The organism is Xenorhabdus szentirmaii DSM 16338 (assembly GCF_002632585.1).
Classification (GTDB): domain Bacteria; phylum Pseudomonadota; class Gammaproteobacteria; order Enterobacterales; family Enterobacteriaceae; genus Xenorhabdus; species Xenorhabdus szentirmaii.
On sequence record NZ_NIBV01000002.1, the window covers coordinates 2,095,887 to 2,111,056 of the forward strand.

The window sequence follows — 15,170 nt, forward strand, 5'->3', positions numbered from 1 at the left end:
GTTTATTGGTTAACAAAAAATAGGGAACAAAACATTCCATTAACATAAAAATGAGAAATGCCGCGTAAATTAGCGATAAAAATCACATCCAGACAATTTTTCCTGTTAATGAAAGGTAATTGAAAGGTTTCAATTCTATAAATAAACATGCGCTGGCAATTTGTCACTCATATTCTTTACTGGCGCTATGCGAGGAACCAAAATGAAAACATTCAAAAAATTATTAACCGTAACAAGTTTGCTGTTTTGTACCAGTGCCTTTGCAATATCAGCTCCTAATTCAGCCCCTAACAAAACCGAGTGCATTGCCCCCGCCAAACCCGGTGGCGGGTTTGATTTAACCTGCAAACTCGTTCAGGTTTCATTGCTGGATACCAAAGCCATCAACTCCCCGATGCGCATCACTTTTATGCCCGGTGGTGTCGGTGCCGTTGCCTATAATGCCATCGTTGCCCAACGACCCGCTGAGCCAGGAACGATTGTCGCTTTCTCTGGTGGCTCTCTTCTCAATCTTGCTCAAGGAAAGTTCGGGCGTTATAACGCCGATGATGTGCGTTGGCTGGCAAGTGTTGGGACGGATTACGGCATGATTGCAGTACGCAGCGATTCTCCTTATAAAACCCTGGCTGATTTAATGGAAGCGTTCAAAAAATCCCCTGACAGCATCGTATTTGGGGCAGGTGCTTCTATCGGCAGCCAAGATTGGATGAAAACTGCCTTGCTGGCAAAAAAAGCCGGTATTGATCCCCGCAAAATGCGCTATGTCGCCTTTGAAGGAGGTGGTGAACCTATCACGGCCCTGTTAGGCAACCATATTCACGTGGTTTCTGGCGATTTGAGCGAAACTTTACCCTATATCAATGGCGATAAAATCCGTGTCCTTGCTGTCTATGCAGATAAACGTCTGGAGGGTGAACTAGCAAAAATCCCAACAGCCAAAGAACAGGGTTATGACCTTGTTTGGCCTGTTATCCGTGGATTCTATGTCGGGCCAAAAGTCTCTGATGAACAATACCAGTGGTGGGTAAATACCTTTGAGAAACTACAGAAAACCGAAGAATTCAAAAAGCAAAGAGAACTGCGTGGCTTGTTCGAATTCAATATGGCCGGCAAGGAACTGGATGAATATGTGAAAAAACAAGTTATCCAATACCATGAGATGGCCAAATCTTTCGGCTTAGCCAAATAACCGGGGTGCCATCATGAGCGATCGTATTTTTGCCGTTGCATGGTTAATACTGTGTGGCATAGGGCTAGTCATCGGTTGGGGGATCTATAGTGAATACAGTTATGAACCTCTGGGTCCCCGCCCGTTTCCCATTGCTATTATTTCGTTAATGGCGTTTTGCGCACTATTATTACTATTCAAAAAACCTGATGCCATACATTGGCCAAAACGACAAGTATTACGTCGCTTAGTTGTGTTGATTGTCTCCCTGACAATTTACGCCTGGTCATTTGAATGGCTGGGTTTTCCGCTGGCGACAACGTTATTAACCGTGAGTGTGGCACTGTTATTTAATGCCACTCTTTCTGCCGCTATTTTTTCTGGCTTATTTCTGGGCATCTCACTTTTTTTTGCTTTTGATCGTTTGCTAGATGTGACATTGCCAGTTGGCGTTTGGCTCAGCTAAGGAGATAACAATGGAGACTTGGACATATCTGAGCCAGGGTTTTGAGGTTGCGTTAGTGCCCCAGAATCTGGTCATTGCATTAATTGGTTGCTTTATTGGTACGGTTGTTGGTTTGCTGCCCGGCCTTGGCCCAATTAATGGGGTTGCGATTCTGCTGCCACTGGCTTTTGCATTAAAATTACCCGCTGAATCAGCCCTGATTTTGTTGGCAACGGTTTATATTGGCTGTGAGTATGGGGGACGCATTTCATCAATCTTACTGAATGTTCCCGGCGATGCCGCCGCCATCATGACCGCCCTTGATGGCTATCCTATGGCAAAACAAGGGCGGGCCGGTGTAGCCCTCTCTATATCTGCCGTCAGTTCATTTTGCGGTTCACTTTTGGCAATTACCGGCATCATTTTATTTGCGCCTATTCTGGCACAATGGTCTTTAGCATTCGGCCCTGCGGAATATTTTGCACTGATGGTATTTGCCATTGCCTGCCTCGGCAGCATGATGAGCCAGAATCCTGTCAAGTCACTGTTTGCCGCTTTAATTGGTCTTGCCTTAGCGACAGTCGGTGTTGATTCAAATACAGGGGTATATCGTTTCACATTTGGCAGCGTACACCTTTCTGACGGCATTCAATTTATCGTTGTCGTCATCGGCCTATTTTCAGTCAGTGAGATTTTACTGATGCTGGAAAGCACATCAACAGGGCAAAGTGTCATCAGCAAAACCGGACGCCTGCTGTTCAACAGAAAAGAGGCCGCAATCTGTGCAGGGCCAACATTACGCTCTTCTCTGATTGGTTTCTTCGTCGGCATATTACCCGGCGCCGGAGCAACAATCGCCAGCGCCATTACTTATATGACAGAAAAACGAATCAGCGGTAACAGTGATTCATTCGGCAAAGGCGATATTCGCGGTGTCGCTGCACCAGAGGCCGCCAATAATGCTTCAGCATGTGGTTCATTTATCCCGATGCTGACGCTGGGCGTTCCGGGATCAGGGACTACCGCGGTCATGATTGGTGCTCTGACGCTTTATAACATTACGCCGGGCCCGACCATGTTTACAGAGCAACCCGATATTGTTTGGGGGCTTATTGCCGCGTTGCTGATAGCCAATATTTTGTTGCTAATCATGAACATTCCGATGATCAGGCTATTTACCCGCATGCTAAGCATTCCGACGTGGTTTCTTGTTCCCACAATAGCGATTATTTCTTCTGTCGGAGTATATGCTGTCCACAGTACTACATTTGACCTTATGTTGATGATCGGATTAGGCGTATTCGGTTATATTCTTCGCAAAATGAACTTCCCAATGTCACCGTTAATATTAGGATTCGTGCTCGGTGAAATGTTAGAACAAAACTTAAGGCGTGCGTTATCTATCAGCAATGGAAATTTTGGCATTCTGTGGAGCAGTGCCATTACTCAGGTTTTGCTGATTTTGGCAGTATTGGTCATTATTATTCCACCTGTTGTACGTATCGTGAAAAAACGCCGCAATAAAATAACAACATCATAATAGATAAAAGCCAATCCATATAATGAATGGATTGGCTTTTGGATAAACGACAATTTTTTCAGTATAAAAAATTAATCGGAATATTTGCGCATCACCAGGGAAGCATTTGTACCACCAAACCCAAAGCTGTTGGACATAACGGTTTTCAGCTCACGTTTGGTGGGTTCAGTAATAATATCCATGCCCAAGGCTTTTTCATCTAAATTATCAATATTGATACTAGGTGCAATGATGCCATGCTCCAACATGAGCAAACTATAAATCGCTTCATGGGCACCGGCAGCCCCCAAAGAGTGCCCTGTCATTGCCTTCGTTGCGGAAATCGCGGGTGTATTGTCACCAAAAACTTCTCTGATGGCTTCCAGTTCCTTCAAATCTCCGATTGGCGTCGAAGTACCGTGGGTATTAATGTAATCCACCCCACCTTCAATACCTTCTAATGCCATCTTCATGCAACGTACAGCCCCTTCACCAGAAGGGGCCACCATATCCGCCCCGTCTGAGTTTGCGCCATAGCCAATGATTTCAGCATAGATATGGGCACCGCGGGCCAGTGCATGCTCTAACTCTTCAACAACAACAACACCGCCACCACCGGCAATCACGAAACCATCGCGATCCTGATCATAAGTCCGGGAAGCACGGTCTGGTGTTTCATTATATTTAGTGGAAAGTGCGCCCATGGCATCAAATTCACAGGCCATTTCCCAGCTTAGTTCTTCTCCGCCACCCGCAAAAATAACATCTTGTTTGCCAAGCTGAATTAATTCAACAGCATGACCAATGCAGTGCGCCGAAGTTGAGCAGGCGGAACTGATAGAGTAATTCACGCCTTTAATTTTAAACGGCGTTGCTAAGCAGGCAGATACGCCGGAAGCCATTGCACGTGTAACCATATAAGGCCCAACTCCACGCAGGCCCCGGGCGCGCATACCATCAGAACCCGCAACTTGGTTATACGGAGAGCCGCCTCCTGAGCCAACTACCAGCCCGGTACGGAAATTAGATACTTGCTCATCGGACAGGCCCGAATCTTTAATTGCCTCATCCATTGCAAGATAAGCATAAATAGAAGCATCGCTCATAAAACGTTGGATTTTACGATCAAGCAAACCAGAAGTATCCAGTTTTACATTGCCCCAAACATGGCTACGCATTCCTATTTCTTTGAATTGTCCTGAAAAAGTTATCCCGGAACGGCCTTCTTTCAGAGATTCCAGCACCTCTTTCTGGTTATTACCAATACTGGAAACAATACCCAGACCAGTGATTACTGCACGTTTCATTCTTACCTCATCAATATGTTTATCCGCGGGATGATTTCTTCCTCGCACTTTAGCGTACACTTGTACGCTGAACAAGTCCGATCAGGTTAAAAATCCCCAGAAAAATTACTCTAGACTTAGTTTCAAAATTCTGCCACAGCTGGTGCAACGAAAAGAAGACCGTTAAAATCCCCCTATTATACTTGTTACCAATGCAGGCATTATTGTGAAAAACAGTGCTATCAGCAATGCAACATTAAGCTGGAACGATCAGGGAACTCCCATTTCTGAGCAGTTTGATGATGTTTATTTTTCAAATCAAGATGGTTTAGAAGAAACTTTATATGTATTTTTGAAAGGGAACCATTTTCCTCAACGCTTTAACACTCATACTCGTTCAGATTGCGTTATTGCAGAGACAGGATTCGGAACCGGATTGAATTTCCTGACACTTTGGCGATCTTTTTCTCTTTTTAAACAACAAGATCCTGAAGCATCATTAAAACGGCTTCATTACATTAGTTTTGAAAAATACCCCCTGAAACCTGCGGATCTGAAAACAGCACATCAACGTTGGCCTGAGCTTCAAGAATTCTCTGAACAATTATACCGCCAATGGCCTGTATCCCTTGCTGGCTGTCATAGGCTCATACTTGATAATGGTGCAGTCACATTGGATCTTTGGTTCGGGGATGTGAATGACCTGTTACCCAAAATAAGTTCAAATCTTACCGGGAAAATTGACGCCTGGTTTTTAGATGGCTTTGCCCCATCCAAAAACCCGCAGATGTGGAGCGAACAGCTGTTCACTTCAATGGCAAGATTTTGCCGCCCCGAAGGTACATTTGCAACCTTTACATCTGCCGGTATCGTTCGCAGAGGATTACAGGACGCTGGTTTTACTGTTACAAAAATAAAAGGATACGGTCGCAAAAGAGAAATGCTGACAGGTGTTCTATCTCCTTCAACAAATGCTTTTTCTTCTTTCGGCCATATGCCGTGGTTTGCACGCCAATCCGCCACCCGACCCAATGATATCGCAATTATTGGTGGCGGAATTGCCAGTGCATTGACCGCACTGGCACTATTACGCCGCGGGGCAAAAGTCACGCTATATTGTCAGGATGAACACCCCGCCCAAAATGCATCAGGTAATCTTCAGGGCGCTCTCTATCCCTTGCTGAACGGCAAGGATGATCCATTAGAACGTTTTTTTACATCTGCATTTACTTTTGCCCGACGTCAGTATGACCAATTATTAGACACTGATATTCCATTTGAACACCAATGGTGTGGTGTCAGCCAGTTAGCTTACGATGAAAAAAGTGGCAAAAAAATTGACAAAATACTGGAAACGGCATGGCCAGAAGAAGTGGCATGTGGCATGAACCGCCAGCAATTGAGCTACGCAAGCGGAGTGGATGTCAATTATCACGGTATTCACTATCCACAAGGTGGGTGGTTATATCCTGCACAGTTAACTCAAGCGGCTATTAAACTTGCAGAGCAAAATGGGCTGCAAGTTTATTTCAATCACAAAGTGACTCAGCTCGTTCAGACTAAAAATGGCTGGCAGTTACAGGTACAACATCAGGAAACACCCGAATGCAAAAACCATGATTTGGTTATTATTGCAAATGGTCATTGTCTGCCACAATTCGAACAAACCCAAAAACTTCCTGTCACCGCCGTTCGCGGTCAGGTCAGCCACATCCCAACCACAAACTGCCTCAGTAAACTGAAAAGTGTCTTGTGTTATGACGGCTATATGACTCCGGTTAATCCTCACAATCAATACCACTGTATTGGAGCAAGCTATCAACGCCAACAACTGGATACGCAATATTCTGCCACTGAACAGCAAGAAAACCGTGCCCGTTTATTGAAATGTTTTCCTGATGTTGAATGGACTCAGGATATCGATATATCTGAAAATAAATCTCGACAGGGCATACGGTGTGTTATTCGGGATCACATGCCAATGGTTGGCAATGTCCCTGTTTTCAGCGAAATTATGCAGAAGTATACCGATTTATGCCAACAAGTTAACGTAGATAAAACTATTGAAGAATCGCCTTGCTATCCTGATTTATTTGTCATAGGGGCACTCGGCTCCCGAGGATTGTGTTCCGCTCCTTTAAGCGCTGAATTACTGGCTGGTCAAATTTTTGGTGAAGCCTTGCCACTTGATGACGAGATCTTAGCTTCTCTACACCCAAACCGTTTCTGGGTCAGAAAGCTTTTACGCGGCAAAGCAGTTAAAACAGAAAGACCTTAGCACTAAATATCATCTGCCCTAAATCCACTCCTTATCAGTAACGCACCAAGTCCGTGGCATGAGCCTTCTCATGATCACGGCTTCCGTTAATTTCAGCTTGCCGGATGTCAATATAGACAAAATGTTTATATGAAAAATAGAGTGACATTGTCATTTACCATCATATTTTGTAATGATTGACTATAAATATGGTATTTAAAGAAAAACATGAAATTAAATATTTTTCATTATTGACTGTTTTTATTAACTTATTGATTTAAAATTTAAAAAAATAACAATTGAAATCTCATCTCTACCGTCAATTTTTTCTAAGAAAATTTGATATCAGATATTTTTTTGATATTCTTAATCATGACAATAATGTTGTAAAATCATCATCTGAACTGAAAAGCGTTATTAAACAACATATATAATTTGACTGATTTCATCGTAATAAATCAACTATTAATCACTCGATTACATCAAAAAAATTCTATTTTTTCACCAAACCATAGGAGATTTTTATGCTGAAAGCCATTATTTTTGATTTAGACGGTGTCATTGTTGACACAGAATATTTAGACTTCTCCTTCCAGAAAGAATTTATCCTTAAATTAGGTGGAAAACCCAGAAGTGATCAAACGTTTTCAGTTTTAATCGGTAAATCCTATAACGATTTACATCGTGAAATATCACAATTCTTAGACAATAAATATACAATTCATGAAATAGAAAAAAGGCTTACTGACTTTACTTCCCTAAAATATCAATCTGTTGATTACAAAGCCGTTTTCAGAAAAAACACCTTAGACATTATTAAATTTGCAAAAAATAATCATATAAAGCTCGCGGTGGCATCCTCATCCCCAAAACAACATATAATAAAAATACTGACAGCGTGTAATATTGTGAACGATTTCGATATTATCACAAGTGGTGAAGAATTTATTCAAAGTAAACCCAATCCGGAAATTTATACACATACATTAAATTTATTAAATGTCTTACCGCAAGATGCGATAGCCATTGAAGATTCATATTTCGGAATATTATCTGCTAAAACAGCAGGATTACGTGTTATTGCATTTGAAGAAACCAGAATGCCAATTGATCAATCCATGGCGGATTTTGTTTCCAAAGACATGTTAGGCGTTTTGAACAAAATAAGAAAAAACGTTCAAATTTGACCTGAGTGGTATTCAAAAAAGGTCAGGCTATGCCTAACCCATCAATACTTGATGACCATACAATTTGATAAAGCTAACATGGGTAAGTCAGCAGATGCCTCATTGCACAACGCTGCTCTTCTGAAAACCCATAATCAATTTCACTTTGTAAAATTTGGTGTAACACCTCAGTAATCTGTTGGGGCGCTAAAATATCAAACCCTAATTTCTGATATAAAGGCGCATTCCAATCAACGTAACGAAACGTTGTCAGAGTCACCGCTTCAAGATGGCGGCACCGTGCAACTTGAATGACTTTTTCAATCAACGCCTTTCCAATGCCTTTTCTCTGCCAATGTTGATGTACAGAAAGCTCCATAATATGAAGCCCGCCATCCAACAGCTTGGCTAAAATAAAGCCAATAGGTTGAGCATTTTCATTAAGAGCAACCCAACTATTGCCTTGCGAAATATACTCTAAATGCTGCTGCTCTGTTTGCACATGACCATCAGCAATCCAAGTCAATTCAGGTATAAATCGAAACAATTGCGCAGCAGAATGCTCCACTGAAGGCAATAAATTTACCTCTGATTTTTGTGTTTCGCGAATAGAAATGATAGTACTCAAAGCATAAACCTCATTGCTGTAATCACCATACCAGAAAAACCAAACATCATTGTTACCATCCATTTAGTTTGAGAGACAATTTTATTGGATAACTCTTCATGCAGAGATGATATATCTTTTCTCACCAAGATCATTTCATTTTGCAATGTGGTTATGTCTTTTCGCATTGCGGCCATATCATCCTGAATAGAAGCTAATTCTCCTTTAATAGAATTAATCTCTCCTTTAATCGAAGTGATTTCTCCTCGAATAGAAAAAGTTTCTTTATGTATTAATGCATGAGTGGCTTCAATATCAGATTTTGTCGCGTAGTTAGATTTTATAACTGCGGTATCCATTTTTATTTGTACAACATCTGACCCCAGCTTTTCAACTTTTTTTTCTAAAATTGCATTCATTATTTTTTCCCCAGTAAAATTTAAGGAACTAAAACTTATCGATTTAGATAATAAAAACACGCCATAATTTTCAGTATTGTATTTGTATCCATTTGGAATGTATGTGCTTTCCTGCTTCATATCCCCCCCCTTAGGGTTCTTTATCCATTCTATATCCTTAGTTACACCAAGAAGTATACTTTTCTCTATTCCGCAACGAACATTACCTTAGCACCTCTATTTCACCAAATCATCAGTCGTTCTATTAATAAAAGAGTTATTAGAAAAGAAAGATATTCCTTTGCCACCGTGATATAGCTCGAAAACCATTGGGTATTATTATTAATTTAATAAACAATAGAAAATAATTCTCAAAAAATGGAGTTAAATAGAAAGTTAAAATCAATCTTATCTATTCTGTATATTCCTTCCTATATATTAATATCTGCCTATTTTTATAAGATACAAAATCATACGCCATTCCCCATGAAAAAATAATCTAACCATTGATTTTTTCTATTTATTTTAATAATTGCGAAGCACTACGAATTTTTTCATTGGGGATGAAAGATTATCTGTACCAACAAAAATAAGAGGCCATATTAATGGCCTCAATTAAAGTAATATATCGGTGCTCTTTTAAATTACGACTCGAAGAAGAAGATGTGATTGAGCAATAAATCAGACTGCAACACCATCCAACAATGTCTGCCAAGTTGCCAGAACTAAAACTTGATCGGGTGGAGTCAATTCTCCTGCTTTAATTGCCTTATGGACACTTTCTTCAACACGCTGATGAAGTTGTTCAAGGGTATTGGCACCTTCTTGTTCCAATTCAGCAACAGCCAGTGTCAGATGCCCGCGGAGGTACCCACCAGCAAATAATTCATCATCACTGGCATATTCAACCATATCATCGATTTGTGCCAGAATGTGTGTTTCAAACTCTGCGAGCATTGTTTTTCCTCAAAATCTATTTCAATTCAGCAAAAGGATCTTCCGGATAAGGAAAATGTTCTGCTTTTAGTGGGGGCGTATTGTAAAACGATTGTAGCCCCTGAATAAAGCGCGCTGCCCGTGTGGGTATTCCATTTTCAAGGTATTGCATGACTTGCCCATGGACTTTACGATGAAAAGCAAGGCGATCCGGCTCAAAATTCCCTTCAAGGTTGTCACAGCTCACGTTAAAAGGAAAACCTGCGGCTACGCAGAATAGCCACTCTAATGATTGTGGCTTAATTTCTACTTTTTCAAACTCACCTTGAGTTTGAGCATCACGCCCATCAGGGCAGTACCAATAACCAAAATCAACCAATTTACGACGTTCTTTACCCGCAATGCACCAATGTGAAATTTCATGTAACCCACTGGAATAGAAACCGTGGGCAAATACAATCCGGTTATAATCCACACTATTATCGGCAGGCAGATAAATGGGTTCATCATCACCTTTTATTAAACGGGTGTTATAGTCATCACTAAAGCAATTATCAAATATTTCAATTAGTTGATGATAATGATGTACAGTCATGTATTAATGCGGATCCCTAAAATCAAAAATAAAATGCCAACCAAGAATGGATAGTCTCGCCATGATGTTCATAAAGAAGTTTGATACTCATCAAAAAAGAAATCGTGACCAACATTGGACGGATCAACTTCTGCCCTTTGCTCAAAACTAAGCCTGCCCCAAGCCTGGCCCCAATAATTTGGCCTATCAGCATCACAAAACCTACCAGCCACAATACTTGCCCGCCTAGAATAAAGAACCCCAGCGCACCGATATTGGAGGAAAAATTCAATACCTTGGCATGAGCAGTCGCTTTTGCCAAATTGTAGCCACAAAGCATGACATAGGACAGAGCGAAGAAAGAACCCACTCCCGGCCCAAATACGCCATCATAAAAACCGATCCCACACCCAGCAAGGCAACCAAATGCAAGAGGACCAAGGCGTTGTTTCCGATCTTCGGCCCCGATATTGGGAACCAACAGGAAATAAAGACCGATGATCATCACCAATACAGGCAATAAATAACGCAGAAAATCGGGGGATAAAAATTGAACCATCAAGGCGCCGAGAATGGCGCCAATCAACGTCATCGCAATGGCAAAACGCTGAGAGCGCCAATCCACCACGCCACGACGGATAAAGTAAACACTGGCCGAAAATGAACCGCCCACTGCCTGTAGTTTATTTGTTGCCAGTACCTGAACTGGGGGAATGCCTGCCGACAATAACGCAGGAATGGTCAATAACCCCCCTCCCCCAGCGATAGAATCAATAAAACCGGCAACTATTGCAACAACGAAGAGAAAGACATAAATTTCCGAACCAAAAAATGACCATTCCATTATTCATTTCACCAAGAAACAGTTTACTAACTATTACCATGATGTCTTTCGGCATCGACCAGAGCTTGTTATATCAGGCGCTCCTTTCCTGATTTATCTGTGTAAAAGCGGTTGTATCACATCAGCACATTGAGCTCGCTGCCGCAAAAAGTGATCCATCAGTACAATGGCCATCATAGCTTCGGCAATGGGTACAGCACGAATACCAACGCAAGGATCATGCCGGCCACGCGTCACCATATCGACTTCTTCACCCTGACGATTGATAGTTTTGCCGGGCACCATAATGCTGGATGTCGGTTTCAGGGCAATATGTGCAACAATCGGTTGGCTGCTGCTGATCCCGCCCAAAATGCCGCCGGCATGATTACTGCTGAATCCCCGGGTTGTAATTTCGTCACGGTTTTCACTGCCCCGTAAATTAACAACACCGAACCCATCACCGATCTCAACACCTTTTACCGCGTTGATACTCATCAAAGCATGAGCGATATCTGCATCTAAACGGTCAAATACAGGTTCTCCCAATCCTGCCGGAACATTCTCAGCAACAACAGTGACTTTTGCCCCAATGGAATCGCCTTCTTTTTTCAAGGCTCGCAGCAATTCATCAAGCTGAGTCAATTTGCTGTCATCCGGGCAGAAAAAAGGATTTTGTTCAACAAGATCCCAGTCTTTCAATTCACAGTGAATATCGCCCATCTGGGTCAGACAAGCACGAATAAGAATGCCGTGTTTCTCAAACAGGTATTTTTTGGCAATCGCTCCTGCTGCAACACGCATGGCCGTCTCACGTGCAGATGAACGCCCGCCGCCACGGTAGTCACGCAACCCATATTTTTGCTCATAGGTATAATCAGCATGACCAGGGCGAAAAACATCTTTAATCGCACTGTAATCTTGTGAACGCTGGTCAGTGTTTTCAATCAGCAAACCAATGCTGGTGCCTGTTGTTACACCATCAAAAACGCCGGAAAGAATGCGAACCTGATCAGGTTCACGGCGTTGCGTGGTATAACGGGAGGTTCCCGGACGACGTCTGTCCAGGTCGATTTGTAAATCTGCTTCTGTAATAGCGATGCCCGGTGGAACGCCATCAACAATGCATCCCAATGCGATTCCGTGAGATTCACCAAACGTAGTGACACGAAAAAACTGCCCAATACTATTTCCAGCCATTCTTACCCTGCCATCATTATTCATGCGTTAAAAATGAGAGCGAATAACAATAACTCACTCAATGACTAAAGCCTATATTATTCCAGCAATTTTATTTGACTTTTATACTATGAGGTTCTTGTTTTAATCATTGAGCGAGGTAAAACAATTAATCTTTAAACTGTCGGAAGTATTCGTGGTTTTCAACAAGCTGCTGGCGAGTCAACACGAAAACACCATCGCCATAGTTGTGATCGAACTCTATCCATTTGAATGGAACTTCAGGGTATTGCTCAATCAGGTGGACCATACTGTTGCCGACTTCACATACCAGTATTCCATCTTCCGTCAGGAAATCTGGGGCCGTTGCCAGAATGCGGCGCGCCAACGCCAATCCATCAACACCTGCGGCCATGGCCAGCTCTGGTTCATGGTGGTATTCATTAGGCAAATCATTGATGTCTTCCTCATCAACATAAGGCGGGTTAGTCACAATGATGTCGTATTTCACCGGCGGCATGTCATGAAATAGATCGGAACGAATCGGGATCACACGCTGGGAAAGTTTATGAGTTTCTATATTGATTTCTGCAACTGCCAACGCATCCGGAGAAATATCAACAGCATCAACTTCAGCTTCCGGGAATGCATGGGCACAGGCAATGGCAATACAGCCGCTTCCTGTACAAAGATCCAGAATTGTTGATGGCTGGTGTGAGATCAACCCTTCAAACTTTATGTCAATTAAATCGCGCACCAATGAACGCGGAATCAAAACCCGCTCATCGACATAAAATTCATGGCCGCAGAACCAAGCACGGTTTATCAAGTAAGCAACCGGAACACGGTCATTAACACGACGCATGACAAGCTCTGCGACACGTTGACGCTCTGTTGATGTTATGCGTGAAGCCATTATTGAATCCGGAATATCCAGAGGCAGATGCAACGTGGGGAGAACCAATTGCAAAGCTTCATCCCACGGATGAACCGTCGTATGCCCGCAATAGATATTCGCTTCGTTAAAACAGCTGGTAGACCAACGCAACATATCTAAAATGGTAGACAGTTCTGCAACAGCCTCATCGGCAAAAATCTTATCCAAAAAACACCTCCAAACAACAAAAAAAGATATAGATATATCGACGCGTTAGTTTGCCATGTTCCCGAACACAAATCAGCTTTATTAGCGTAAGAATTATCTTAGGTTGAAATTGTATACACAAAACATGGGATGAATAAAAAGAGCTTCGACGGCCAGCCACATCATTGCCGGTAAGATGTATTTTAGAACGTAAAAAACCACTCTATAGCCTATGTACATAGAATAGAGTGGTATAAGATTGATTAGCTATTATTGCGTCTTATTGAATGGCTTTATTGCCCGGTTTTTTCACCCACAAATAATAGCTGATGGTCAGCAGGGCTATCCATACAATTCCAACATACAATGCAACCCGGGTATTAGGGAAATATCCCAATACGCCAATCACAAATGCCATAAATGCAATGGTCAGCACGGGGGCTACCGGCCAGAAAGGAACGGGAAATTTAAGTTTTTTTGCTTCTTCGGCTGACATTTTGCGGCGCATTGTGTACTGGGCCAGCAGGATCATCAACCACACCCAAACGGTCGCAAAGGTTGCGAGAGAAGCAATTTTGACGAAAATATCTTCCGGAATTAAATAATTCAAAACAACACCGATTAACAAGACCCCTGACATAACCACTACGGTAACCCATGGTACACCGTTTTTCGTGAGCTTCGTGAAAAAAGCAGGAGCCTGTTTTTCCTGAGCCATTCCGTACATCATCCGCCCAGCCCCAAAAATATCGCTGTTGATTGCAGAAATCGCCGCAGTAATTACAACAATATTCAAAATATGTGCTGCATAATCAAATCCCAGCTCAGAGAATATCTTAACAAATGGGCTGCCATCTTGCCCTACTTGATCCCACGGATAGATGCACATCAAAACAAACAGCGTCAGGACATAAAACAACAAAATACGGAGCGGAACAGCATTGATTGCCCGTGGGATGGATTTTTCCGGATTTTTAGCTTCACTGGCGGTAATACCGATAACTTCAATGCCACCAAATGCGAATATAACAATCGTAAATGAAGCAATTATTCCAGCAATGCCGTTTGGCATAAATCCGCCATGTTGCCATAGGTTTGACAGCACGGCAGTATACCCGGCCTCCTGTGTGAAACCCATTTTCATAATGGCAAAACCACCGACAATCATGGCAATAATCGCAACGACTTTGATGATAGAAAGCCAGAACTCCATCTCACCAAATACTTTGACATTACAGAGATTTATTGCACCAATGAAAAAGACAATGCTGAGTACCCAGATCCATTGATCGACATGAGGAAACCAAAGTTTCATGTAAATGCCAAATGCGGTGACATCAGCAAGGCAAACAACCAACATTTCAAAAACATAAGTCCACCCGGTCAGAAAACCTGCCAGAGGGCCTAAATAATGGGTCGCATAATAGGAAAAAGAACCGGGTGTGGAACGATTAACCGCCATTTCTCCCAATGCACGCATGACCATGAAAACCGCAGCACCACCAATCATATAAGCCAGTAATACTGCCGGCCCTGCGGCTTTAATCGCTCCCGCTGAACCATAAAAAAGACCCGTGCCTATTGCCGATCCCAGTGCCATAAACCGAATATGGCGAACACTTAAGCCTCGCTTAAGCTGTGAAGTGTCTTGCATGATTTATCCTTATATCTTTTATTATTAGATTGGGAAAGATAAATACTACGATAAGGCCGGTGTTATCCGGCCTA

14 protein-coding genes are annotated in these 15,170 nt (G+C 42.4%); 5 read left to right on the forward strand and 9 right to left on the reverse strand.

From position 1 onward, the window contains the following. The first annotated feature begins 202 nt into the window (after nt 1-202). The 3 genes from Xsze_RS18420 to Xsze_RS18430 are packed head-to-tail and all read left to right on the forward strand — an operon-like array spanning nt 203 to nt 3,153. Nucleotides 203-1,189: a Bug family tripartite tricarboxylate transporter substrate binding protein gene (locus tag Xsze_RS18420; RefSeq protein ID WP_038236951.1), complete on the forward strand. Its 987-nt coding sequence runs from the start codon at nt 203-205 to the stop codon at nt 1,187-1,189. 13 nt (nt 1,190-1,202) lie between these two features. Continuing rightward, the gene (locus Xsze_RS18425) at nt 1,203-1,634 is read left to right on the forward strand and encodes a tripartite tricarboxylate transporter TctB family protein (protein WP_038236954.1); all 432 of its coding nucleotides are present in this window, start codon (nt 1,203-1,205) and stop codon (nt 1,632-1,634) included. Nucleotides 1,635-1,644: 10 nt separating this feature from the next. Continuing rightward, nucleotides 1,645-3,153, forward strand: coding sequence for a tripartite tricarboxylate transporter permease (locus Xsze_RS18430; protein WP_038236957.1), 1,509 nt, complete (start codon nt 1,645-1,647; stop codon nt 3,151-3,153). Nucleotides 3,154-3,224: 71 nt separating this feature from the next. On the opposite strand, the gene fabB is transcribed toward Xsze_RS18430, so the two are convergent. Beyond that, nucleotides 3,225-4,439, reverse strand: a complete 1,215-nt coding sequence (gene fabB, locus Xsze_RS18435; RefSeq protein WP_038236960.1) for a beta-ketoacyl-ACP synthase I — start codon at nt 4,437-4,439, stop codon at nt 3,225-3,227. Nucleotides 4,440-4,644: 205 nt separating this feature from the next. Between fabB and mnmC the strand changes: the two genes are divergently transcribed. Continuing rightward, nucleotides 4,645-6,696, forward strand: a complete 2,052-nt coding sequence (gene mnmC, locus Xsze_RS18440) for a bifunctional tRNA (5-methylaminomethyl-2-thiouridine)(34)-methyltransferase MnmC2/FAD-dependent 5-carboxymethylaminomethyl-2-thiouridine(34) oxidoreductase MnmC1 (RefSeq protein ID WP_038236963.1) — start codon at nt 4,645-4,647, stop codon at nt 6,694-6,696. A 503-nt stretch (nt 6,697-7,199) separates the two neighbouring features. Continuing rightward, nucleotides 7,200-7,862, forward strand: a complete 663-nt coding sequence (locus Xsze_RS18445; protein WP_038236966.1) for an HAD family hydrolase — start codon at nt 7,200-7,202, stop codon at nt 7,860-7,862. Nucleotides 7,863-7,935: 73 nt separating this feature from the next. Here the strand turns inward: Xsze_RS18445 and Xsze_RS18450 are convergent, their stop codons facing one another. The 8 genes from Xsze_RS18450 to Xsze_RS18485 all read right to left on the reverse strand — a co-directional run bounded on the left by Xsze_RS18450 (nt 7,936) and on the right by Xsze_RS18485 (nt 15,096). After that, nucleotides 7,936-8,469 carry a GNAT family N-acetyltransferase gene (locus Xsze_RS18450; RefSeq protein WP_038236968.1) on the reverse strand — a complete coding sequence of 178 codons (534 nt, stop codon included), beginning with the start codon at nt 8,467-8,469 and terminating at the stop codon, nt 7,936-7,938. Further along, nucleotides 8,466-8,987, reverse strand: a complete 522-nt coding sequence (locus Xsze_RS18455) for a hypothetical protein (RefSeq protein ID WP_244431778.1) — start codon at nt 8,985-8,987, stop codon at nt 8,466-8,468. Before Xsze_RS18455 ends, Xsze_RS18450 begins: the two co-directional genes overlap by 4 nt. A gap of 540 nt (nt 8,988-9,527) precedes the next feature. Then, nucleotides 9,528-9,803 carry a YfcL family protein gene (locus Xsze_RS18460; RefSeq protein WP_038236971.1) on the reverse strand — a complete coding sequence of 92 codons (276 nt, stop codon included), beginning with the start codon at nt 9,801-9,803 and terminating at the stop codon, nt 9,528-9,530. 16 nt (nt 9,804-9,819) lie between these two features. Then, nucleotides 9,820-10,377, reverse strand: coding sequence for an elongation factor P hydroxylase (locus Xsze_RS18465; protein ID WP_038236973.1), 558 nt, complete (start codon nt 10,375-10,377; stop codon nt 9,820-9,822). Between the two features lie 22 nt (nt 10,378-10,399). Beyond that, complete coding sequence (locus tag Xsze_RS18470) at nt 10,400-11,200, reverse strand: sulfite exporter TauE/SafE family protein (RefSeq protein ID WP_038236976.1); 801 nt, start codon at nt 11,198-11,200, stop codon at nt 10,400-10,402. 93 nt (nt 11,201-11,293) lie between these two features. After that, the gene (gene aroC / locus Xsze_RS18475) at nt 11,294-12,379 is read right to left on the reverse strand and encodes a chorismate synthase (RefSeq protein ID WP_038236977.1); all 1,086 of its coding nucleotides are present in this window, start codon (nt 12,377-12,379) and stop codon (nt 11,294-11,296) included. 148 nt (nt 12,380-12,527) lie between these two features. After that, nucleotides 12,528-13,463 (reverse strand): 50S ribosomal protein L3 N(5)-glutamine methyltransferase, encoded by a 936-nt coding sequence (gene prmB, locus Xsze_RS18480; RefSeq protein WP_038236979.1) that lies wholly within the window; start codon nt 13,461-13,463, stop codon nt 12,528-12,530. 259 nt (nt 13,464-13,722) lie between these two features. Then, nucleotides 13,723-15,096, reverse strand: coding sequence for an amino acid permease (locus Xsze_RS18485; protein ID WP_038236981.1), 1,374 nt, complete (start codon nt 15,094-15,096; stop codon nt 13,723-13,725). Nucleotides 15,097-15,170 lie beyond the last annotated feature (74 nt).

Excerpts from the sequence above, each read along its gene's own strand:
- Xsze_RS18445 (WP_038236966.1), top strand. The coding sequence starts at position 7,200 with ATGCTGAAAGCCATTATTTTTGATTTAGACGGTGTCATTGTTGACACA.
- Xsze_RS18460 (WP_038236971.1), bottom strand. The coding sequence starts at position 9,803 with ATGCTCGCAGAGTTTGAAACACACATTCTGGCACAAATCGATGATATG.
- Xsze_RS18470 (WP_038236976.1), bottom strand. The coding sequence starts at position 11,200 with ATGGAATGGTCATTTTTTGGTTCGGAAATTTATGTCTTTCTCTTCGTT.
- Xsze_RS18465 (WP_038236973.1), bottom strand. The coding sequence starts at position 10,377 with ATGACTGTACATCATTATCATCAACTAATTGAAATATTTGATAATTGC.
- Xsze_RS18420 (WP_038236951.1), top strand. The coding sequence starts at position 203 with ATGAAAACATTCAAAAAATTATTAACCGTAACAAGTTTGCTGTTTTGT.
- fabB (WP_038236960.1), bottom strand. The coding sequence starts at position 4,439 with ATGAAACGTGCAGTAATCACTGGTCTGGGTATTGTTTCCAGTATTGGT.
- Xsze_RS18425 (WP_038236954.1), top strand. The coding sequence starts at position 1,203 with ATGAGCGATCGTATTTTTGCCGTTGCATGGTTAATACTGTGTGGCATA.
- aroC (WP_038236977.1), bottom strand. The coding sequence starts at position 12,379 with ATGGCTGGAAATAGTATTGGGCAGTTTTTTCGTGTCACTACGTTTGGT.
- Xsze_RS18430 (WP_038236957.1), top strand. The coding sequence starts at position 1,645 with ATGGAGACTTGGACATATCTGAGCCAGGGTTTTGAGGTTGCGTTAGTG.
- Xsze_RS18485 (WP_038236981.1), bottom strand. The coding sequence starts at position 15,096 with ATGCAAGACACTTCACAGCTTAAGCGAGGCTTAAGTGTTCGCCATATT.
- Xsze_RS18455 (WP_244431778.1), bottom strand. The coding sequence starts at position 8,987 with ATGAAGCAGGAAAGCACATACATTCCAAATGGATACAAATACAATACT.